This is a genomic window from Desulfocicer vacuolatum DSM 3385 (genome assembly GCF_900176365.1).
Taxonomy (GTDB): domain Bacteria; phylum Desulfobacterota; class Desulfobacteria; order Desulfobacterales; family Desulfobacteraceae; genus Desulfocicer; species Desulfocicer vacuolatum.
Genome location: NZ_FWXY01000004.1, coordinates 21,072 through 45,123, shown reverse-complemented (window position 1 = coordinate 45,123; position 24,052 = coordinate 21,072). Strand labels below are relative to the sequence as shown.

Below are 24,052 nucleotides of genomic sequence, written 5' to 3'. Positions count from 1 at the left end.
GAGTATTTCATATAAACCGCCACGGGCAGACCGTATTCTGACCCGATTCTGGCAATTATAAAAATGGATCTTGAAGAGGGAAACAGCACAATGGACAAAAAACCAAGATATATTGCCGTATATATGGGTTTTACAACCGTTCTTCTGGTGTGGGTCCTGAGTCTGGCAGGTTTTTTTAATTTTCCCAACAATATTTTTTATGACGCCTTTGTCAAACTCCAGCCAGCCTCCACGCATAACGCCGAAAAGGTGATGATCATGGAGGTAAGCTATGATCAGCACCACCAGGGAGACAAGGAGTGGCTCACAATCCTTACCCGTCTTAAAAACGCCGGGGTCAGTCAGGTTATCTTTTCTTTCTTTCCTCCCATGGTATCTGAAAATTTTTATGACACAGCCGCTGCCATGGAAAACGTCATTTTTGGCAGACAATTGTTTAAACCCAAAGACCCCACAGAATCAGAACAATTTGCCCCCATCCCTTCCCAGGCCCGGGGCAAACAAATTGTTATGGCACCCTATGAAATACCCCCAGATCATTATGGTGTCCACCGCATGGGGAGAAGCTATTTTAATATCAATCATCAAAAAACCCCCAGTTTTCTCATGGAGGCGGCAACAAAACGGGGTATTCATGGGCTACCCGAAGAAGATATATTTTCAATTAATTTCATGGGAGCCATGACAAAGCTTCCCAATATTGACTTTGAAAAAACCTTATCTGGCAATGTTATTGCAGAATTGGTTAAAAATCGCAGTATCATCATTGGATTGAAAAAAATGCCAAACTCACCAGGTTTCCAAACCCCCATCCATTCGGGGAAAAATAGCATTTCCCTGGTGGAATATCATGGATATATACTGGATACACTCATAGAACAAAAGCCAATCACCTGCTCTCGCCCCTTGACAACTTTATTGTTTATAATCTTGATTACCATTCTTGGACTCACCGCCTATACCCTGCTCAATGGCACCATGGCTTTTATCTTTACAATACTTTTTTTCGTAGCATCCTTTGTTTTAAACTGGTTTATATTATCATACACACTGTTTTGGCCACCTTTATTTGAAATTATTATCACCGAAGCTATTGTAATTAACTTTATCTTTTTGAGGACCTATGTCTCAAAAACTGAATTTTTAAAAAAAATGATTCTCGCCCGATCCAACCAGATGCAAAAACACTTTTTGCCCACTGGCTTTTATGCATCCAAGGATTATTGGACCAGTGTAATAAACATGGTAAACCAAACTCTAAACCTTGAACGGGTCATCTTTTTGGAAAAGGTAAGAAACGACCACCGGGTAAAGGAGATAATTGCACTGAACACCTCCATTAAAGATATTGAAGAAAGACGCAGAGATTATGAAAGAACCCCATATTCCACTGCCATTGAAGAAAATAGTCCCATTCAAATTAAATCATACTTTAAAAAAGTCAAAAAAGAGGATGAACAATATATAGTCCCACTGATTTTTGAAGGACAAATTCAAGGATTTTGGGCCTTTGTCATCTCATCCAGCAACGCCGATGAAATCAACAATCTTCTTCCCGCAATCCAACGTTTTGCGTTGGAAATAGCTGAAATACTTTACAAACGAGCAAAATGGCGTATTGCACAAGCAGGCAAAAAGAAAGTGATAAATAAAATATTACGCCTTGAGGCAAAGGAAAATCTTTACCAGGAAGTCAGCAATACCATCCGCATGCTTGGGCGGCGCCTTTCAGTCTTGGACCTTGTTTTTAATTCACTGGCATCCGCCATTGTTTTATATGATATTTTCGGCCAAGTGACCCATATAAATGAAGGTATGATTCAAACCCTAAAAAAAATAAACATTACAACGCCATTTAAAATGAGTGCCCTGGACCTTGCTGTACAGCTAACAAATCATTCGACAGAAGAAATTAGAAATCTGCTTAATCAAATTATTTTAAATCACGACAATGTCAATCTGCCAGTAAATATAACAAATCATAAAAAAGCTTATATGCTTACCATCCGTCCCTTAATTGATGAAAAAAAGAATTTTCTCAAAGATGAAGCCTACCCATTTGATCTTCATGGTATACTCTTTGAAATGAATGACGTAACTGACATCAAGGATTTTATCAGTCTAAAAGCAGATTTTTTCCAACGCAGCAACGCTCGTCTTAAAGATGGGGTGGAGTCCATCACGAACGCATGCATGATGCTTGAAGAAAATGACATGGTTGCCGATGAAAAAAAGGACCTGGTTAAAAGCCTTAAAGGTAAAAAAGAAGATATGATAGATTTTATGAATGAACTTGACGATTACATGGGAAAAGATATTTTTTCTGAAAATCGCCAGCTATTTCCTATCATTATCATGAAAATTCTCACCGCTGCCATGGGAAGCATGGGGGAAGAGGCGGCCAAAAGACAACTTATCTTTGATGTCAAACCAGATACAATGCCAAATATGACCATAGCCAACCCATTAGATTTAAAAAAAATTTTTACTTCCTTACTTTTTATCCTTCTACAGGATGCCTACGAGGAAACCACAATACACATCAAGGTGGAGTCCCGGAAAAATCATTTATTGTATATACTTTATAACTCAGGGTATGGCATGCCCGATGAAGATTTTCAGCGCTACTTGTCCTCAAAACATTTAACCGATTCCAAGGCATTTAAAACGCTCCATGAAATGCTTCCCACACTGAAAAGATGGAAGGGGGAGCTCACCGGTAAAAGCGGTGTGGGAGATGGCATTGAATTTCATCTCCGGCTCATTGAATTTAAAGAAAGAAGACGGACACCTCGCCATGCTTGAATCTTTTTCACTGACCTTATTTCCACCGGGAAGCCTTGCCAATTCCGTGACAACCACGGTGTGGGTGGGGGTGTGTGTCACCTGTTTTTTCAATCTCAGACTGGGCTGGGTATTGAGTGGTCTGGTTGTCCCCGGGTACCTGATCCCACTTTTCATGATAAAACCGCTCTCTGCCGCTGTTATTATATTTGAAGCCGTGATCACCTATTTTCTGGTGTGGTTTTATTCAGAATACCTCTCCGGCCTGGGGCGGTGGAGCAGCTTTTTTGGAAGGGACCGCTTCTTTGCCCTGCTGTTGATGAGCGTCATTGTGCGATTGATCTTTGATATGATTGTTTTACCCCTGGCAGGAGAGTATGTAACCACACGCCTGGGGATTGTGTTTGATTATCGGAATAATCTCCACAGCTTTGGTTTAATTGTGGTGGCCCTGCTTGCCAATCAATTGTGGAAACCGGGGTTTAAAAAAGGGATATTTCCAGCATTTATAACCCTTGCTGCCACCTATCTCATTGTCAGATATGTTTTAATTGGCTTTACCAATTTTAATATGGGCAACATCGTCTACATGTACGAAGACATGGCAGCCTCCATGCTCTCCAGCCCCAAGGCCTATATTATCCTTTTGACCACCTCGGTTGTGGCCTCCCGGATGAACCTTCGCTATGGATGGGATTACAGTGGTATTTTAATTCCGTCATTGCTGGCCCTGCAATGGTACCAGCCGGAAAAGCTGATATACACGTTTCTTGAAACCTTTGTGATTCTGATCTGTGCCTCCCTGACATTAAAACTTTCTTTTTTCAAGGAAGCCAACATGGAAGGGGCCCGGAAAACCCTTCTTTTTTTTAATATTGGCTTTTTGTATAAACTGCTTGCAGGTTGGGCCATCATCTGGTGGTTTCCCCAATACAAAGTAACTGATTTTTATGGGTTTGGGTACCTTCTCACCACCCTCCTGGCCGTTAAAATGCACGATAAAAATATTGCGTTGCGGGTGACAAGGGCCACCCTTCAAACCTCATTGGCGGCGGTGATTGTGGCCAGCGCCATTGGCTTTGGCATTACCTTTGTTCCCAACATCTTTTCCCTGACCACCCAATTGTTCACCCAAGTGCCCCAACCGCCAAAATCCTTGCAGGACAAACGGCTCATTGATGTGCTGAAAACGGATCGGGTGAAGTTGTTTGCCACCCTGGAAAAAAACGCCTATGCTCCTCCCCTGCCCCGGGATCTGGAAATCTTCTCCGAAGCCATAAAGGCCATTGAACACCATATCCGTACAAAAGACGACAAAAGTCTCCAGGGAGCAAAAAAACTCCTCAGCGCCATCAACTACACCATGACCACCGTGGAAAACAATTATATCTACCTGTATGAACACACACCGCAAAAGGGATGGGGAAGCTATGTATTTAACATGACCCCGGGCAATGCCATGCTCATTGAAGTACCGGCCCCCCTGGACGAATGGGGCACCCTGGAGGCCGGAACCTGGCTGTTTACATCATTTAATGCCCGGGCTCTTGCCCTGGGCGGCTCTGGTCTAAAAACCAATGATGACGGCTCATCAGACATTCTTAAAACCCATTCCAGCCTGTTTTCCATGTTCCAGCGACTTGTTTCCAACACCAATATTCTCCAGATCAGGGGCCACACAGCCAAAACCATCCGGGTATTCACAGGCAAACGCTCCGCCCCCATATTTACCGATCAACCCCTCATTGATTCCATGCTCTGGGTGAAATCATCGCTGCCTTCGGGGCTTAATCTTGTGGCGCTGGAAAAGATCATTGGTGAATTTCGCATCAACTGGGGACGCTCCCCGTTTAAAAACATTCTGGCAGATACGGCCCATTCCGGTTTTGCAGAGTTGATTTTAAACCGAACCCAGGCAAGGGATTTAATGTTTAAACCACCCTTTGCAAGCAAAGACCTTCCCTTTGAAATAAGGGAACAGAGTATTGTGGGGTATCTCCAGGACTGGTTGCTCCGGGGAAAGGAAAACATCGCAAAAAAGGGAACAGATCTATATATTCCCCCGAAATTTGAGGAACTGCTCTTTTTTGACCATGAAATTTTAACTCCCCTTGTGAACATATCCCGGGAAATGTACACGCAAAACAGCTGGTCTCCAGAGGCCTTAAGTGAATTAAATGCCTTAAATACCTCCTGTGCTGTCATGGGTTATGAAATCATTCAATATCATCACAAAACATCGGGGCAGGATTATCTGATTTTATCGGAAAAAGAGGGTATGGGTACAAAACGATTCCGGGGCAGCTATATTTTTCGCCTTGGACCGTCAAATCCTTATATCATTCAGGTCCCCCGGCCGTTGTCGGAAATAAATGTTTTTGAATATTCTGTTGCACTTTTTGAGCGAATCAAGGCAAAATGTCTCATGATCAGTACAGCCCATCCCCTGACCAACCGGGATGGTTCATCAGATATCATACGCATGAAAAACAAGGAGAGCATCTATACACTGGTGAACCAGGTGATTATCAGAGAAAACGGCGATGCCCCGTTGATGGTCGTCCAGTGCAGGGCCATGGGAACCGCCCTGCCCGACACAGATGTTCTGCTGGCCTTAAAATCCGGGGTAAAATTGTTCAGCACCCTCAATGACCTGACCCGTGACTTGATCACCTCCTTAGAGAAAAACGGTCTCAGGGTTAAACTTTTGGACGGCTCTCCGGGCACTGCCGGTTATGAGGTGGGCAAAAGCCCCCAGGCCATGTATCTTGATCATTCCCAAAATAAAGAATTTGGCACCATATGGCTCTCCCCCGAACTCCGGGCCCACTTTCGACAGCAGACAGATAACACCATACATGCCAATCAATTCCTTGCATTGGGCATCGACACCCGGGAAGCCGATCTTTTTACGGTGGTGCATGGCATGAAAAAAATGAGCTTGCCATTGCCCCGGGGGTATAAATCCCTGATGTCGGCCTACATAAAAACCCATGATATCATTGTGCTTGATAATATCATGCATCAATGGCCCCATCTCACATATGAACGGGTCATTGACCTTAATTCAAAACAAAGTTTTTTATTGATATTCCAAAACACGGACCGACTGACTGCGGTGGTCAATCTCTTTCCAAGGGATGAAAACACACAGTTGGTTATCAATCCTGAAAATGTGGACTTGAACACCATATCCCATTATGTTGATGGAAGAATCCCATGGCTGGAATGGAAAAAACAGTGAAAAAATTTTACCTGCTCCCATTTTTTTCAATGGTAATGCTAATGGTCTGTTGCACAGCCGCCATGGCATCACACCCCTTTTATGCAAAATTAAAAGACAAACTGATCACCCACCTTAAACATCCAGAGGCAAAAATAAGCCTGTGCTATACCCTGGCACAAAAACCATGGACACAGTTTGAACTTCCTCCGGGAACCGATGCCATCAAGATCATCACCACGGCCAACATGGCCAAAGACGCTGCATATGATAAAAATACACCCATTCATTATGCCCTGGCATTTGAGATTCTTGACAAAGAAAATAACATCCTTAAATCCGGGGTGTATCACCAGCACACCGCCATTACCCTGTACGGCGATCCTGCCCTGGGCCAGGGAACCACGGCAAGTTATTATTTTGATCATGCCCTGATCCCCGGCGACGGCAGGGTTATTAACCTGGATTTAAAGGGAATACCGCACACACAGAATCTCAAGGCACGCTTTCGCCTTTTTCGGAAAGATGCCATTGTTTCAGATGTGGTCATGCGACTTTATTTTTCTGAAACCGTGGGCAAGGCAAAACTGGAACACCTTTGGAAACGCACAGGAAAAGCAAAAAAAACAAAACTTGCCCGGGGCAATATTTATCCCACTGAATTTTTAACCGAAGCAGAAACAAAAAACCTTGTCCGCAGGGCCTGGCGGCCCCTGGCCCCTGTGGGATCGGAGGGGATTGATTATGTTACCCGCAGACTGTATGTCTTAAAAGAGGTTGAAGATATCCCGGTGTTGCCCGCAGCCCGGACCAGGGGTATTGCCATGGATGAACACCTAAGGGTCACTCTGCCCATCCCGGAACAGGGGCTTGACCTGAAATTATCGTTTTTCCAGGCCCCGGACATGATGACACCCTCCTTCCCTCCTTCCATCACATTAAAATGGTTTGGGAAAAAACAAAAAACCCTGGAATGGAACATCCCATGGAAAGGGGCGGATACCCACTATATTAAACATTTTTCTCCCGGCATCATGGAATTAAGTTGTGATCAAGGGGTCAGTGTATTAATTCATCAAATTGACAAAGACCCGGAAGTGGATATCACCCCGTCCCCCTCTACATTGCGGGTATGGCCCGTGGATGCCGCCACCCCTTTGACCTACCGGATATCCCGTGGCCGGGGAGGGGCGTTTACCCCGTTTCGGGCAAGTGTCAGAACACAGATGACCGTCTTTGAACCTGTGGACACCCGCCTTGATTACACCCTGCTTGACACCACGGGCAATGTGCTGAAAAAGAAGACCGTCCCCCTTGCTTTGACCCCGTCCCTGTATGACCGCCTGGTGGAAAACGGCACCCCGACCATTTTATCAGATCCATTGGTTTTTCATTTTAAACTCCCTCCCGGGGTGGGATACATACAATTTTCCTCACCGGCCCCATTGCTTGTCAATGGCCACAACAGACCTCCGGGCATGGTAAAATTCACCCGGGTACCGGAGGATTATTATCCAGCAGACGATGCACAGGAAAAGCCCCGGGCAACCTGGTTTCCCATACGCCCCCTGGAAAGGGATGCCACTGTCTTTCCCATGGCATCCACTGTGATCCACACCCGGCCCCGGCCCCCCACAATCAACCGGGATATCATTGCCGGTAATTTCAAGTGGGAAACCTTTGAACCGGAAAACAATGCAAAAGGCTATTATTTACTGGTCCCTTCGGAGCAAAAAACATACCGGCGTGACAGCGCCCTTGTATCAAACTTCAAGCCCATTGCCCTTAACCGGCCCGTAACAGTGACGTTTAAAGCCCCGGCAGCCCTCAGAACCATGGGACCCCGGTTGATATTTTATGGCAAAAACAGTTCACACCCCTTTGAGATCAAAGTGATACTGGACGGCAAAACCCACCACCGGGAAGCCCTCATGGGCGCTTCTGGCACCTTGACCCTGCCCCCTGTTTCCCCGGGAAAGCATGTGATGCGCATCCACAGTTCCAAACCTGTTAAAGTCTTTATCAATCTCATCCAGTCCCGGGATGCCGGATATTTTCTCAGATTTGCCCATCCCCTGACCCAGCGGGGAATACATCTGAACTACACCAAGGTTTCCCCCGGGGATGAGACCCTGTCCCTGGCCCTTTTTTTCCCGGGGAACAATTCACAGCGATTACAATTCAAGGTCACCATTCAAGCCCCGGGGGGGGGAACCGAAGGCCCCTATGATAAATTAACTCTGCTTGCAAGACGATACAGTGTCCGTTCTGATAACAATGGCCCGGTCTATGTCCTCAACACCTCTCCCCCCCCGCTGGGATCATGGCAGCACTGCTTTATTCCCCTGGGATCAGACCTCAAACCCGGCAATTACACCATTAAAATGATGCTGGAAAAAGGTTCAAGGGGATATGTGGTGCCCTACAGGGTGACACCGGGTGAGCATCCCATGCGAAAACTTTTCCGGGAGGCAAACCATGACCTTTAAACAATGGATAATCATCATGACCCTTTGTCTGCTCCAGGCACCGTTTTGTTCGGCCAACGACGCATATCATACACTGGAAGCCCATCTAAAGCAGACAAAAGCAGATAATATTTTTATTCCCCCCTCCCCGGAGGAGCTTCAGCAGGTGGAATCATTATTTTACCGACTGTTAAAAGGGGAACGGGGAAAACAGATGGGCCAGGAATGGGAGAAGCTTCACTTTTCCATTTCTGAAACAGCATATGCAGGCAAGATTTTTCTGCTTGTCATGGAGGCCCCGGGCCATGGCAGCGGCAGGGGGGGGTATATTTTTCCCGGGCATACCCGGTCAAACCGGGTGTTGATGATTCCCCACGGGTTTCACGATCACTTCACCGGCCAGATCGGCATCCGCTTATCCTTAGAAGGCAATTTTGCCGCCACCTTGTTTAACTCCGTACACCGGTATGGCAACAGAAAAAAAAATAAAACAGCCGCAAACAAACAAAAAAACAGTGAAAATTCATCCCCTGAAAGGCAAGAAAACTGGGACATGGCTGCACGACCAGACACCTTTTTCACAGCATTTACAAAGGCCTTTATCAGGGCATTTCCCAGGGGAAGCCTGATACAACTCCATGGCTTTGCCGCCAAAAAACGAAAAACCGGGCAAGGCAGGGAGTCGGACATGATCATCAGCGCCGGTACCCGATACACAAGCGCCCGGGCCCAGGCCTGCCGGGAATGCCTGCAGCAGAAACTCTCCGGCAACATCCGCCTGTACCCGGATGATGTACAAGAGCTTGGGGGCACCCGCAACATCATTGGACGTACCCTCAGGGCCGCCGGTCATAAAGGATTTATCCACATTGAAATGAACCATTCCATGAGGGGAAAAATAGCAAATGAGCCACACACAAGAGGCTTATTCTCAACATGTCTCACGAAATTTTAAGGGAACCAAGGTCAAAATGAGCGCTGCCCTTGGCGGTTATTTAAAAAAACAGATAATATACCTTTTGGGGGCCATTGCTGTTTTATGGTCCAGCCCTGTTCATATCCAGGCCCATGTGGATCAAATGCAGCTGGATCTCTTAACCCATTATGAATTACCCCTAAGATGGGACAATATTGAAAACCAAAGCCAATTACTTGCCGGACCCGATCCAGAATACAGCATGGAATACGGTATGCATATCATCCCCCTTGAACCCGGGGAATCGGTTAAGGTAAAAATACCGGAAAACAGCACGCTCCGCATTGTTTCCCCGGATGGCTGCACCCCCCTTGATCCCTTGAAAATCTCCATCTCCAATGGCACCGGTCTCCACGCATTCCAAAAAATTCCCATGACACCGGACAGGCTCGCCGGTCTGGTTGTCCCTCCCACGGATGACCCGGCCATGTGCCGCATATCTCTTCCCCTCCAGGAAAAGACCTGCATAACAATGGCATTGTTCACCCTGAGACAGGAGCCCTTAAGCTCTCTTGCCCCCCATAGAACACGGCTCTGCCTTAACGGAGACCCTGTGACCGTTTCTCAAAATAAGGTACCGGGGACCCAACGATTCTGGCAGGTCGGCACAAACGTCCCCCGGCAATTGACCCTTGAAGGACCGGTCCGTATTGCCATTGAAACCCGGCTGCTCTACCCCGCCCCGGAGCAATCCCGGGGACTGGGGTATTTTGTCAACGTTGCCATGGATGATACCCCCTTTGCCACCCTGAATTTTGAAACCCCGCCGGAAACATCAAAACAAATTTTCATGGATGGCACCCCCCTGGTTTGCGGCAGAATGCAACGGGCTTTTTTAACTGTTCCCCGGGGAAAGCACACCCTTACCCTTCATTCCCGGGCAGGTCTCATTGCCCGGGTTCTTAAACAAGATAATCCTGATTACCTGTTTTCACACCTCAATGCCCCCATCTCCTATGAACAAACAAGGGACAAACTGATTCGTGCAGCGGCATCCATCCCCACAGGAGACAAAGGCGTTACAGATAAGCCAACTTTATCTGAAATTGAAATCACAGCCCAAAAAACAGTGCGGGACAATGCAAGACCCCAGGGGGGATTGTCCGGGGCTTTTTCAATGGATGAGCAGGCAAAAAAACGACCCGATGCCCCGGGAGTCCAAAAAGCGGCAAAAAAGCTTTATGCGGCCCATACTTTTTTCCGTGACCTGTTGCCGTTCAATAAACCGGACAGAGATGACCAGCAATCTTTTCGATTTATACTGCCCCGGCTCAAACGACGTCACGATCACCATATGACCGTGGCACGCCAACATGAAGCCCGACTTCTCAGCCTGATCCAGGAAAGCAGTTTTGTGAAAATCCCCTCAAATGACAAGCACCCCCTGGTGTACCGGTTGCCCACAAGAAACGCGCCATCCACCCTTCGCATCATCATTGCCCCCCGAAATGTGTCCCAGACATTTTTCATTAAATTCAACAACACTCAATCCAGTTCCAAAGACCCGGTTTCTGGAAAAAACCGGGTGAACGATTCCCAGGAAACACCACCCCATATCCAAGGCCAACAGACCATGATCTTCACCGTGGCCCCCTGTTATGAAGCAGCGTCACAGGACTTTCGCATCTCCCCGGCAGAGGCTGGACTTGCCTTGCAACGACTTCGGGAATCCCCCCTAAATCACCTGCAGAACCATGAATTTATCAGACAAAATGTTAAAAACGCAGCTTCAAAAATCAGTACCATTTTTCCATCCTTACTGAGCTCAGAACCGGATCAAAACAATGTGTTCCCATGGCCGTTATACCCGGAGACCCTTATCAAGCCCGCCTTTATTGAACTGCCCCTTCCAGTGAATGTGGACCGCTTTACCCTGTGGGGAGAAAACACCACTGCCATGGCAGCGGTTCAGTATCGGGATTCCCTGCCCCACCGCATGGGAGAATCAGAGTATCTCCAGGCCCTGAAAACCGTGGGATCTTCCCAGGATCTTTTTACCGATTTTGTGGCATTTCTCTCATCCGATCCGGGAAAAAAAGACAAACCCGACCCCTCCATGGAGATGATAAAAACGGATCTGAACCATCACTGGACCCCATTGGTTCGCTTGATACGCGCCAATGATGCCCTTTTCCGTGGGGGACAGGGAGGGCTGTTTCCCGATCCCGGATCCAACCGCATCTCCCGGGCAAGGATCACCGCCATAACAGAAAAAGCCAACGCCCTGGAAGCAGAAGATCAGCCCCTGCAGGCCCTGGAAAAATGGTCGGCACTTTTTGCCAACAGCACAGGAAAAATCAGAGCCCGGGCCGGTTTTAAAATGGTGGACCAGCTGATCCTGCTGGGGGAGAGTTATCTTGCAGAAACCTTTCTCAGACAATTGTTTTTAAAATCACCCCCCAAGGTGTCACATGAGGCCTTTCAACGCCTTGTCACCTTTTACCGCAACGGCAAATCCCCCAAAAAGCATTTGCCCCTGTACGCGGCAAATGCCATGCAATACCCCACTGCTGACAATTTTAAAATCCTGGCCGAACAATTGTTTGAAGATGGTCATTTTTTCCATGCCATGATGCTGGCAACCGTCATTCCCTGTCCGGTTAAACCCACGGACCTTTTGTTAAAAACCGCCGGACGTCTGGGCTGGTTCAAAGTGTATATGGAAACGATGAAAGAGATAAGCCTTCCCCGGAAAATGGCCTGGTGGCAGGCCCAGATGCTTTTGTATCAAGGACAATACCGCAACGCCTGTGAAGCGCTTGAAAATGCCGGGGACAAGGGAAAGGCCGTTAAAAAAGCGGTGATAAAAGGCATGGCCATTAAAGCGAGTCTCTTTTCCAAAGACAAAGAAAAACGAATCCAGGGCATCCTTGATTGGGAATCATGGAGTAACAATCTGCCCGGGGATTACGCCTGGCAAAATGCCGGAGACGGGGTTCTGGATTATGATGGGGCTGTAATGACCCGCAGTAAACCAAGAAATCTTTATGCCAGGGCCTTCCGGGCCACCCCCTCAAAGTCGGTGAAAGCAAGGTTCTATGGCCCGTTCACTTTAAAAGTAACGGCACGGCTCCTGCACGAAAAAGATAACAGCGTACCGGTGAATAACTGGTTCTCCATTACACACAACACCACCTGCCATGATATTCCCATTGTGAATAATCTTCCGGCCCAGGGGCTTTCCCTGGTGGGTGAAAACAGCCTTGTACCGGGGCAAAGTGTCTCCCGGGAAATTAATCTTGGGCCGGGGATAAATGAAGTTGAGATTAACACCCCTGCAATGCCCCTTATTGTCTCCTTTGATCTGCTCAGACCGGTCATGCCCCTGGCCGGTGTGCTCCCCGTGCTGAACATTGACAATGTGGCGGCGGTCATGAAAAATGCCCATGTTGACACCAGCGCATCCATACACCCACGGTTGCATATCTGCATTACCGAACCATGTGATGAGAGGAGGCCCAGCCCCGGCCTTCCAACCAAAAGTTGCACCCCACACATTTCAAATACGGATAAATTTTTGCACAGCCCCCATAAAACTATCCCTTGTCCATCAAACAAATATGCTTCCTTGTTCACCGCCTCAAAAATAAGAAATCTTCTCAAAATAGAAGCGGTGCTATCCATTGACAGGATCTGGTCATCCAGGGAAAAAAACAATCCTGTCCCCAGCAAGGCCCATGGCGCTGCCACCCCAGACACTTTTTTTAAAGATGACCCATGGCTCCTGCCGTACCCGACCTGGGATTCCCCGGAAACGGTCACCATATCTGCTGTTGCCGTTTCTCCTGTGTCCTGGGAAGAGCTCAACCGCAAGCGCCGTGACATCCCCGAGCATGCCAAACTGCCATTACCGGCGCACAAAAAATATCCCGGTGAAAAAGAAAAAATTTTTAATCACATGGCAACCCTGGTAAAGGCGGCCCGGAAAACCCCGGAAAACCTCTTGTCCATTGAGGCGGAGGCCCAGGATCTTTTTTCCCGCCACAGCCACCTGCCGGGTCTTGGGGCCCTTTTAGGACAGATCACCCGGCAAACCGCCTGGAAACCTGTCACCACGGTGCAGGCCGACGCCGGGATCACCCGCATTCCCATGGAAAAATGGCAACCGGAATCCCGGCAACTGCGAGTTAGAAAAGCACTTTTCCCTGAAGTTTTCAAGGGAGAACAGGTGATCACCAGGGAAAATGATCTGGTATTTTTCATGAAAAACACCACACCTGCCATGATTAAAGCAACCGTCTCTGCCATGGATCTGCCCATTTTACAGCCAGCCCCGGTGACCTTGTTCTATCAGATAGATGATCTACCCCCAAAAATTATCACCCTCATGCCCGGTGTGGAGAACCATGAATTTTCAGCCCCTGTTGCCAGGGGAGAACACCGCCTGACCCTTGGCATTGTGGCGGGCTATGCCAATCAGCTGTTGAGGGTTTCATTTTGTGAAACAACCCCAAAAAGTCGCACCTGCGCAGACGTCACCCTGGATACGCCCCCCCGCCGGGCCTTTTATACGGCAACCCATGATGCACCTGTGGTGGTCAATATCCAGGGACCGGCATGGATACGCATTGATCAGCAAAAACAACAGGAAACCCGGACCCGGCACCAATACATTGAAAAGGGATGGCAGCGCCTTGTTCTGACACCGGATAAAGCTGAAAAACAGGCCCTGTACCGGATCCACCGGCGATGGAAAAAATCCACACCGACAGATCCCCCCAACGTACGGCCCGTGAAAATCCAATACGATGCCTTACCCGCCCCGCATAAACATTTTCAATGGAAAAAACCCGTTGAAAACATCTGGTTCCACGATGCCTATCCATTGGGTTCCCAAGAGGACGGCACATGGTCTTTAAGCGCCGGTTATAAAAAACCTTTCAGTCGACAGGAAGACGATGATGTGGCGTCCCAGGACCATCAATATGAAATCTCGGCCACCCATTATTACCATGCTGAGAATCTTCCGGGTTATTTTAAAACATCCTTTTTAAGCCGATTTATAGAACAGGGCGGTGCCACCCTGGGAATAAAGGAAGATTTTTTCCATTATCCGGATCAAAGTTCCCTGGGCTTTAACATAAAATCAAGCCTTTACATGCAAAAACCAGATGCATCCAGATTTGATTTTTTTCAATCCCCCGCCGGAGAATATGCAGGCTTTATCAAGGCAAGGATATTTCAAAAAAGATCCCTGGGACCCAAATCCTATCACATGCCCGCTTTTTCACTCTTTGGAAGGGTGTTGAGTATGGATGATCTGGATAAGTATCCAGATCACCGCACCGATTCCGATGTGTTCAGCAGCTATAAAAAGGATCATAAAACAGGTGTTTCTCTCACAGAATATGCTGCGTTCAAACCCTGGCTGGACACGGTGTGGTTTTTACGGGGTGGGATAAACAGCAATGAAGATTTTAATATTTTCAACCCGGATAATGTGAAAATTCAGGTGGGCTGGAAACAGCTTTTTGGCAATTTAAATGCCCACTTGGCCTATCGAAATGCCTATTATTTTGCAGATAATGACAGGGACAATGATATTAAAAGAAACCACGTGGATCTGGATCTCACATGGCATCAGTGGATGTGTAACCAGCGGCGGTTTACCCTGGGCCTGGAGTTCTCCCAGGATCTGGATAACAATGAGTCTGCCGTGTTGTTTTCATTGTCCTGGTTTTTCAGCCGGGGACGGGGATTGAAAGATATCAGGCCCGGTGACCTGGATTTTTACTCCATCCACAAACGCGACATCCCACAAACAGAGAACAACCGTATATGGCGTGATTAGTGGCTGGAAATAAGGTTTGCCATAACTGCCACGGACAGACCTGATTCTGGACTCGGCCTGACCACAACGAATATTGAAACTGTTAAATGGTATCATACCGCCGCCCCCCCGATGGGCAATGGGCCCGGACCGGAACTGTAGACAGCTCAATTGTCCGGTTCCTATTGCCCATCGGGGGGGGGGGGGCTCTGCCTTAGGTTGCCTTGGAGGCTGCCTTTTCATCTAAACGGGTATGTCCTGACGGACACAACGAATGTTGAAAATGCTATGATGCCGCATCCGACGCCTGCCCTGTCCGAAACGGAAACGTCGAGGGCGCTGCCGGGAAGCGTTGAACATGGCTTTTTATAAAAATTCTGAGACATAACAGGCATATGAAACAACTTAAAAAAGAGATACGTCAGCTTTTTGAAACAGCACTCTCCCCCATGGACAGCAGGCTTTTTAAAGAAAACATCGGTGAACTCACAAAATCCCTGATGAAAAGAGATGGACTTAAGAACCCACCGGAACACACCACCCAAAAGGCCTGGCTCTCTTATCAGATCCTTAATTTTCTGGTGGACACCTTTAAGGGAGAACTGGATACCATAAACGCCCTGCTTTTTATGCAGGCAGACTTTACCCAACGATTTGCATCCGCCACCACAAGTCTTGAAAAAAAAGAGTTAATCCTGCAATTTGCCAGGGATTTAGGGGCATCCCCTGCCGGTATCCGGGGAGATAAAAAGGCCTTTAAACGCTGGTTTGGGTATGATGCCGTGCTGGAACGCTGCCGCACCAGGATCTCCCGTGCCGAGTACCGGCTTGTTTTTCTGCTCAATCGATTCGGGGCAATTGCCTCAATCCTTTTAAAAAATAGCGACCATGAAACAGAACAGACCAGACTGCTCAATCATGTTAACATTGAAAAAACCCTGAAACCCCTGCTGGCTTACAACGGTGATGAACGGGTGAAAATAGAAACCTTTCGCTGCATGAGCCAAATCATCAAGGGTCTTCCCCCCCATATCAAGGCCCGGCACATAGAAGAGGGGATTATTACCTTTATCTACAGGGCATCCCTGGATATTCGTCAGCAGATATGGATTCAGTGTGAAGCCTTTGAGCTTCTTTCGCTGCTGGACCCCACCTCCTTTTTCCAGGCAGCCACCCGGCGGCTTTTCAACCCCACCCATGGGGATGATCTGTTTGTTCGCAGAAAAGCGGTTCAACTTCTGGAAGATCACATTGACAATGAAAAAGAGATTAAAAAATTTCTGCCCACCATCTCCCGGGACATCAGCCCCTTTGTAAGACAAGCGGTACCGGCCATACTCATTGCATTTATCACCACCTATAGAACCGGGAACGAGGACATCACCGCCTGGCTGCGTCATATTATTCTAAAAGACATCTCGCCCCAGGTGCGGGCCGAAGCCCTGCTGGCCCTGGGATCATCACAGGCGTTACTAAAGCAGTTTCCCCACACGGTTTCTGATATGATGTTTGACCATTTTTCCCGGGAAAAGGACGATTTTGTCCTCCGGGTGGGGTTCAAGGTGACAACAAATATCATGGATGGCTTTATCAACTCAGCCCCCCATGATGAAGCAGAGAAATTCCTGGGAAGACAATTACCCATGATCACCCAGCTGCATCAGCATTCCCTTTCCCTTTCCGTTCGACGATGGGCAGCCATGGCCCGGGAGCAGCTCACTGTGCAGGCCGATCCCCGATCCAGGAAGTTAACAGCAAAATTAAAGGGGGTGATACCCCACATCAAACCCGGCAAAAAAAAACGTCTTCCCCGGGCCTGGTTTACAAATATGGACCCGGATCGGACCGGTCGAATACTGTCCGTGCTTGCCCATGACGATTTCAGCCTGGGACTTAAAAAGGGCATCACCGGCATTTGGCTGTTCCGGGGAGATCGCTTTGGATTTCGCATGTGGCGGTTTCTACACGAGTTTTTTTCATCTTCTCCAGATAAAAGGCAAGGGTTCAGCCATGTCACCGGCAGAAAATTCCACTCCCATGTCAGGGCACCTTCGGGCATCGGCAGCGAACTCACCGAAACCAAAGTGCCTGGAGAACCCCTTTATTTTGATACAGAATCAGGATGGCGCCCCTATCTGCCCCTGGTGGATGAAGCCCTGTCCTGTTCCAAACAGCTGTTCTCAAAAAAATCCATTAAAATTTTCACCCCCGAAGGCGTAACCCACATGGCCCGGCCCCGGGGAATTTTCACAAGCATCATGGCTGTTATGCGACTGACACTGGGCTTTGTGAAATACACCAAATTGAGAAATTGGCACGAACAGAGCCAATCCCCGCCCCAGGGGTATATCAATGCCCTGCGGAAACTGGGATTTACCATACAGTTCCATGGGTTCAAAGGTCCGGGCGCAAAACAAAAAGATGAAGATCGTTCCGTACAGCGCTTTTTTGTCTATGCCCTGCCATTGTTCACTCCTGACCTCTGGAACGATTTTAAATATTACTTTTTTTCAGCCTATGAAAACTCATTGTATGAACTGGGGATTTTCACCCTGGTACTTTTTGCCTTTTTTATACTTCGCCACCTCTACTTGAACCATGAGGTGCTCACGGCCAGAAAAAAAATCTCCCTTGTCATCGGGGGCTGGGGCACCCGGGGAAAATCCGGTGTGGAACGATTAAAAGCGGCTGTGATAGAGGCCCTGGGGCATGGATTTGTGAACAAGACCACCGGGTGTGAGGCCATGTTTCTGCATGCGGTGCCCTTTGGAGAAACCCGGGAAATGTTCCTGTTTCGGCCCTATGACAAGGCAACCATCTGGGAGCACCACAATATGATCTGCATGACCCGGAAATTAAGATCAAAGATATTTCTATGGGAGTGCATGGCCCTGACCCCGCCCTTTGTGTCTGTATTGCAGCAGCACTGGACCCGGGACGATTTTTCCACCATCACCAACACCTACCCCGACCACGAAGACATCCAGGGACCGGCAGGCATTGATATTCCCCGGGTGATGACCAATTTTATTCCCCAAAAGGGCACCCTCATTACCTCAGAAGAGGATATGCAACACATCCTCAGGGAATCGGCAAACAAAAAAAAGACACAGATTCAATACACCGGGTGGCTGGAGTCAGGTCTTTTAACCCCCGACGTCCTTGGCAGATTTCCCCATGAGGAACACCCCAGTAATGTGGCCCTAGTCCTCAAGCTCTCCCAGATGCTGGACATTGACCCTGATTTTGCCGTCCGGGAAATGGCTGACCGGGTGGTTCCGGACATAGGGGCCTTGAAAATTTTTCCCATTGCCCCCATCAGAAGAAGGCGGCTGGAATTTATCAACGGCATGTCTGCCAACGAGCGATTTGCCACCATCAGTAACTGGAGGCGCACAGGTTTTGAGTCCCACGATTATGAAAAACAGACAGACACCCTCATCAGCACCCTTGTGAATAACCGGGCCGACAGAATCCCCAGAACCCGCATGTTTGCAACGATTATGGTTGAGGACCTGAGCGTGGACTATCATTTCCTCATCGGTTCCAACCTCACCGGACTCATGGGGTTTATCAACACGGCCTGGGAGGATTATCTGGCAAAAATAAGCCTGTACTCCGGGGAACATCCCTCCGCGGAATCCGCCCTTGATATTTTTCGTTCCATGGTAAAAAGAATGAAAATTCCATTAAATTCCCAAACCATTATCCAACGCCTGGAGGCCATGGCCCAGGGAATCGAAGTGACATTAAGTGAAAAAGAGCTGGAAAATGCCATGGAGGATACCAGGGCAGTAACAGAAAAACTGACCTCGTTTCAGCGGGAAAAAGAGGCCCGGGAAATAGAGACCCTGCTAAAAAAATGGCAGGAACAACTGCAATGTGTCACGCAGTTTGAAGAAAAACTCACCCGGGAAGAAAATGCCAACAACCTGGATACAGAGTTTAAAGCGTTGCTCACCACCTGGTTTAAAGAAAAACTGATCGTCATTGATAACCTTCATGTCACCGGAAATCAGATCATTGACACCATATGCCGCCATACTCCCCCGGGGTTGTTGAACAGAATCATGGGCATGCAAAACATCAAAGGACCGGGCCTTGATTATGTATATCGGTGGCAGGCCTGGGAAAAATGCCATCTCTCCTGCCAAAAACTTTTAAATGAAAGGGAACCGGAACTTTTTGAACAGGGATTTAATGAACTGAGCGCATTCCAGGAATACGGCATTCTATGTGAGGACTGTTTGGAAGAGACGCTGATAAAATCAGAAAGAATGACCATTGCCCAGACAGAACGATACCAGGCAGGATTTTCCCTGATACGCTCCAATCTTCACAACGCCATGACGGAGATCAAAAAAACCCTTAAAAGCGTTGTTCCCAAAAGCAATGTAAAAACAAAAATCAAAGATTTCCTGGAATCCATTCTGGATGCCGGAGATGCGGTTAAACGACGAAAACAGGCCAATTTAATCTATAAAGATCTGATCAATGAACGCATTAGCCATGACAGGGCCGCCATTGAGTTAAAAAAGCTTAACCAGAGACAAAAGGGTGGGTGGTTTTCTGGATAACATATCTGATTTTAAGATAAAAACACCAACGAATTATAACTGAATTTTCTATTCTCCCCAAAAAACTGCCACCCAATAAAGCTCCATGTTGTAACTTTATTTTAATGAGGGAAGTGTTATTTTTTTCCTGCGCCATCCAGATCTCCCATGCAATGGGAAAATTAACAAGGATAAGACAACACCCGGCAAAACATTAACTTTCAAGCCAATTGGCTTTATATGAAATACTCCAAAAATGAGGGGCGTATTTCAAGCTTCGTTGTGGGTGGAACCGGATCAAAATACGGTCCGCCCGTGGCGGTTATATGAATTTCGGGGTTTGATCACACCACCACAAAAGGGTCAACCCAGGGCAAACACCCACTGGCACCCCAGAAAAATCACCATACTCACCACAATGGTCAACAATAAATTTTTAAACAACCCACCAATGACACAGGCGGCAATGGCGCCAATGAGATAGGGATTGGTCAAACTAAGGTCAAGGGTTTCTCCATCGTGCATGAGCACCGACGGCACAATAATGGCTGTGAGAACCACTGGGGGGACATATCGCAATCCCCGTTGAAACAATGCAGGAAATTCAAATCGCCCGGAAATGGGGAACATGACATATCGGATCCCAAAGGTCACCAGGGTCATCCCCACAAGCATATAAATTTCATTGAGTTGAATATTAATACCAGACACGTTTAAATCAGCTCCTTTTTACCGGAAAACATTTTTTCACACACAAGTCCCACAGCAACCCCTGCAACGGCGGCCACCATCAGCCCTAATTTATGGGGCAACCCCCCGGCCACAATGGAGATGATTCCGGCGATGACCACCGATGCCCACATGGGTTTTGACACAAGATAGGGGATAACAATGCCAATGAATGTGGCGGGCATGGCAAAATCAAGTCCCCACTGGGATATCTCCGGAAAGGCTTTACCCGCTGTGAGTCCCACAAAGGTGCAAAAATTCCAATTGGCATACATAAATATCATGGAACCCAGATTATAGTACTCTTTATTGGCAATCCCGTCATCTCGGTTGTAGCGGGTAACCGCCACGGCAAAGGTTTCATCCGTGAGCCCAAAGGCCAGCACCATTTTCCAAAGGGAGTTGAGATCCTTATAAAAAGGTACCATGGTGGCACCATAGAGCATGTGGCGCAGATTCACCACAAATGTGGTTAACACAATCATGGGCCAGGCTGTGCCCGCAAGCACAAGGCTGACGCAGACAAACTGGGAAGATCCGGCAAAAACAAACAGGGACATTCCCATGACCGCTGCAAAGGAAAGCCCGGCCGTGGCACCCAACGTTCCGAAAATGATGCCAAAGGGAACAGCCCCGACAACTAAAGGAAAAGTGTCCTTTGCCCCTTCAAGGCACTGGGACAGGGGCGTATTTTTTATGGAAGAAACGGTATTGTTCATATTACGATCTCGTTTTTTATATGAAACACTCCGCAGATCAGAGGCGTATTTCAAGCTTTGTTGTGGGCGGAACCGGATCAGAATACGGTCCGCCCGTGGCGGTTATAAAAAAATTGGATATCAACTTTCAAAAAGGAAAGGCAACTTTCTAAATATGGCATTTATCACAGTTTTCACAAAATTCAAACCATTGTATCATCATCTTTGATTTCAAATTTTCCATTGTACATGCTTTGACAAATCAAAATCAGAAGCATTGCGAAACCAATGTCACAGTTGTTTTCCCCCATAATATATGTTAACAAATCCATGCAGACCTCATCATTCAATGCCCAATCTTTGGACATATCTGGATATAACTGACATGGACAGGCCTTCTCTTGACATCGGCCTGTACTTTTTTGCAAACACACTGGAAAAAAAGGATCATTGAATAGCACCATATCCAATGCCAGATGCAATGTGTTGATTTACACAGAAGGAACCCATTGGTCATCAATTCTCCAATTTACCGCCATATAATGTGTTTTTTTGAAATGAAACACGTCCCATGGGGTATGAGAAATGAGAATTTCAGACTCATGAATGAAGAACAAAACAACTAAAAACGCTCAAAGAGGTGAATGCCATGGACTATGAAACTATTGTTGTTGAAATCGGTGAAGACTTTGTTGGTCAAATAACCCTGAATCGTCCCGGACAGTTAAATACATTCACAACCTCCCTTGCCACGGAACTGAATCACGCGCTGCTTGATCTTGATGCACAAAAAGCAGTGCGGGTGGTTCTTATCAAAGGTGAAGGAAAGGCATTCTGTGCCGGCATTGATGTGGGGGACTTTTTTGGTAAAACAGCCTCTGAGTATCGAGAATGGATTGAATGCATGGAAACCCCCCTGGTGACAATCAGTAAAATGAAAAAACCTGTCATCGCCCAGGTGCATGGGGTGGCAGCTGCCAATGGTGCAGGTCTTGTGGCAGCAGCAGACCTTGCCATTGCAAGTGATAAGACACGCCTGGGGCTCACCGCCATCAATGTGGGTTTAAACTGCATCGGCCCCATTGTACCTGTGACCCGGTCCATTGGCCGCAAAAAGGCTCTGGAACTATTGTTTTACGGCGACTTGATCACGGCTGACACGGCCCTTGACATGGGATTGATCAACAAAACCGTACCGGCAGAGGATCTGGAAAAAGAGGCACGCAACTGGGCCGCCATCCTGGCCCGGAAAAGCCCGGTGGCCCTGCAGATTGCCAAAAAATCATTTTATGCCGCTGCAGATCTTGAATATCACAAATCCTTTGAATATATGAATGAAGCCTTTGCCCGGTTGTGTACCACAGAAGATGCGGAAGAAGGTATCAGAGCCTTCCTGGAAAAACGAAATCCTGAATGGAAAGAAAAATAGCAACCTTATCCATAAATAAAGGCCACCTTGAAAAATAATAGATCAAGGTGGCCTTTGTGCTTAAAAAGCTGTTTAAAAGGGAGGAGTTAAATCAATTCAAAGCCCCGCTCACCATGAATGGCAGAGTCAAGTCCTTCAATCTCTTCATCCAATTCCACCCGCAGACCGGATGTCAACATCTTTGTAATAAGAACCACAACAAAGGTGGCCACAGCCGAGAAGGCCATGGTGGCGATCACAGACAAAAACTGTGCCCAGAGCTGACCGGGATTACCGTGGAAAAGCCCTGCAATATCACCTGTAATGGCAGGGTCTGCAAAAAGTCCGGTTCCCAAGGCTCCCCAAATACCACACACACCATGAACACCAAAGGCATCCAGGGAATCGTCATACCCCAGTTTCTTTTTCAACACGGCCACACTGAAATACCCAAGTCCCCCGGCAACCCCACCCAGCATAATGGAGGCAAAAAGCCCAACAAACCCTGCTGCCGGTGTAATGGCCACAAGGCCTGCCACAACACCTGATGCAATACCCAGCACCGTTGGTTTTCCGCTGAATTTCCACTCCACAAGCATCCAGGTAACGGCACCGGCGGCAGCAGAGGAGTTGGTCACCAAAAAGGCAGAGGCAGAGAGCCCGTCAGCTGCCAGGGCACTGCCGGCATTAAAGCCAAACCATCCAAACCACAACAATGCCGCGCCAAGGGCCGTGAGAGCGATACTTGAAGGAAACATAACATCTTTACCATATCCCCTTCGTTTACCCAGCATCAAAGAGAGCACAAGCCCTGCCACACCGGCATTGATGTGCACCACATTTCCCCCGGCAAAATCCAGAGCACCCAAAACCTTATCCATCCATCCGCCACCCCACACCCAGTGGGCCACAGGGGTATAAACAAAGGTCAACCAAAGCACAGAAAAAATAAGCCAGGAAGAAAATTTAAGCCTGTCCACCGCAGAACCCAGCACCAGGGCAACGGTGATGCAGGCAAAGGTCATTTGAAATACCACAAAGACATAGCTTGGAATGGTACCACTCAGGGAACTGATATCCATGCCCTTTAAAAAAAGAAAATCAAAATTACCGATAAAAGCCCCTTCACCACTGAAGGTGAGGCTGTATCCCCAGGCCACCCACACCAGACTGCCAATGCAATAGGACACAAAGGTCATGGCATAGGTGTTCAATAAATTTTTATACCGGGACATGCCACCGTAAAAAAGGGCAAGCCCCGCCGGTGTCATCATCATCACCAGGGCCGTGGCCACAAGAATCCATGCCGTGTCCCCCGGACTCAATGCGGAGGCGTCCCCGGCAAAAGCTGTTCCTGATAAAAACGTACCCACCAAGCCTGCTGCGCTTATCACTTTAAACAACATATTTATCTCCCTGTTTTCAAAAGTGCTGTTCATC

11 protein-coding genes are annotated in these 24,052 nt (G+C 47.7%); 8 read left to right on the top strand and 3 right to left on the bottom strand.

All coding sequences use genetic code 11. From position 1 onward, the window contains the following. Nucleotides 1-63 precede the first annotated feature (63 nt). The 6 genes from B9A32_RS04845 (at nucleotide 64) to B9A32_RS04820 (ending at nucleotide 19,798) form a co-directional block, all read left to right on the top strand. On the top strand, nucleotides 64-2,805 hold the full coding sequence (locus tag B9A32_RS04845) for a CHASE2 domain-containing protein (RefSeq protein WP_084067262.1): 2,742 nt from the start codon (nucleotides 64-66) through the stop codon (nucleotides 2,803-2,805). After that, nucleotides 2,744-6,028 (top strand): poly-gamma-glutamate biosynthesis protein PgsC/CapC, encoded by a 3,285-nt coding sequence (locus B9A32_RS04840; protein WP_170923707.1) that lies wholly within the window; start codon nucleotides 2,744-2,746, stop codon nucleotides 6,026-6,028. The genes B9A32_RS04845 and B9A32_RS04840 overlap by 62 nt, the downstream gene beginning before the upstream one ends. After that, on the top strand, nucleotides 6,025-8,496 hold the full coding sequence (locus tag B9A32_RS04835; RefSeq protein ID WP_212637747.1) for a hypothetical protein: 2,472 nt from the start codon (nucleotides 6,025-6,027) through the stop codon (nucleotides 8,494-8,496). Before B9A32_RS04840 ends, B9A32_RS04835 begins: the two co-directional genes overlap by 4 nt. Next, nucleotides 8,486-9,430, top strand: a complete 945-nt coding sequence (locus tag B9A32_RS04830) for a hypothetical protein (protein ID WP_084067259.1) — start codon at nucleotides 8,486-8,488, stop codon at nucleotides 9,428-9,430. The genes B9A32_RS04835 and B9A32_RS04830 overlap by 11 nt, the downstream gene beginning before the upstream one ends. Continuing rightward, complete coding sequence (locus B9A32_RS04825) at nucleotides 9,381-15,242, top strand: ferritin family protein (protein ID WP_139795710.1); 5,862 nt, start codon at nucleotides 9,381-9,383, stop codon at nucleotides 15,240-15,242. Before B9A32_RS04830 ends, B9A32_RS04825 begins: the two co-directional genes overlap by 50 nt. A 374-nt stretch (nucleotides 15,243-15,616) precedes the next feature. After that, on the top strand, nucleotides 15,617-19,798 hold the full coding sequence (locus B9A32_RS04820; protein ID WP_084067257.1) for a hypothetical protein: 4,182 nt from the start codon (nucleotides 15,617-15,619) through the stop codon (nucleotides 19,796-19,798). A 342-nt stretch (nucleotides 19,799-20,140) separates the two neighbouring features. Here B9A32_RS04820 and B9A32_RS04815 read toward each other — a convergent pair whose 3' ends face one another. Both B9A32_RS04815 and B9A32_RS04810 read right to left on the bottom strand, forming a co-directional pair. Beyond that, nucleotides 20,141-20,488, bottom strand: a complete 348-nt coding sequence (locus tag B9A32_RS04815; protein WP_232367045.1) for an AzlD domain-containing protein — start codon at nucleotides 20,486-20,488, stop codon at nucleotides 20,141-20,143. Between the two features lie 2 nt (nucleotides 20,489-20,490). After that, complete coding sequence (locus B9A32_RS04810) at nucleotides 20,491-21,225, bottom strand: AzlC family ABC transporter permease (RefSeq protein WP_084067256.1); 735 nt, start codon at nucleotides 21,223-21,225, stop codon at nucleotides 20,491-20,493. 20 nt (nucleotides 21,226-21,245) lie between these two features. On the opposite strand from B9A32_RS04810, the gene B9A32_RS22290 reads away from it, so the two are divergent. Together B9A32_RS22290 and B9A32_RS04800 are read left to right on the top strand one after the other, a co-directional pair. Continuing rightward, complete coding sequence (locus tag B9A32_RS22290) at nucleotides 21,246-21,377, top strand: hypothetical protein (protein ID WP_269748999.1); 132 nt, start codon at nucleotides 21,246-21,248, stop codon at nucleotides 21,375-21,377. A 476-nt stretch (nucleotides 21,378-21,853) separates the two neighbouring features. Beyond that, nucleotides 21,854-22,633, top strand: coding sequence for an enoyl-CoA hydratase/isomerase family protein (locus tag B9A32_RS04800; RefSeq protein WP_084067254.1), 780 nt, complete (start codon nucleotides 21,854-21,856; stop codon nucleotides 22,631-22,633). An 86-nt stretch (nucleotides 22,634-22,719) separates the two neighbouring features. Here B9A32_RS04800 and B9A32_RS04795 read toward each other — a convergent pair whose 3' ends face one another. Continuing rightward, complete coding sequence (locus B9A32_RS04795) at nucleotides 22,720-24,018, bottom strand: ammonium transporter (protein ID WP_084067253.1); 1,299 nt, start codon at nucleotides 24,016-24,018, stop codon at nucleotides 22,720-22,722. Nucleotides 24,019-24,052 lie beyond the last annotated feature (34 nt).

What these genes read in the sequence shown, in the direction of transcription:
- B9A32_RS04795 (WP_084067253.1), bottom strand. Translation starts at nt 24,018, where the DNA reads ATGTTGTTTAAAGTGATAAGCGCAGCAGGCTTGGTGGGTACGTTTTTA.
- B9A32_RS04820 (WP_084067257.1), top strand. Translation starts at nt 15,617, where the DNA reads ATGAAACAACTTAAAAAAGAGATACGTCAGCTTTTTGAAACAGCACTC.
- B9A32_RS04825 (WP_139795710.1), top strand. Translation starts at nt 9,381, where the DNA reads ATGAGCCACACACAAGAGGCTTATTCTCAACATGTCTCACGAAATTTT.
- B9A32_RS04845 (WP_084067262.1), top strand. Translation starts at nt 64, where the DNA reads ATGGATCTTGAAGAGGGAAACAGCACAATGGACAAAAAACCAAGATAT.
- B9A32_RS22290 (WP_269748999.1), top strand. Translation starts at nt 21,246, where the DNA reads ATGAAACACTCCGCAGATCAGAGGCGTATTTCAAGCTTTGTTGTGGGC.
- B9A32_RS04810 (WP_084067256.1), bottom strand. Translation starts at nt 21,225, where the DNA reads ATGAACAATACCGTTTCTTCCATAAAAAATACGCCCCTGTCCCAGTGC.
- B9A32_RS04800 (WP_084067254.1), top strand. Translation starts at nt 21,854, where the DNA reads ATGGACTATGAAACTATTGTTGTTGAAATCGGTGAAGACTTTGTTGGT.
- B9A32_RS04830 (WP_084067259.1), top strand. Translation starts at nt 8,486, where the DNA reads ATGACCTTTAAACAATGGATAATCATCATGACCCTTTGTCTGCTCCAG.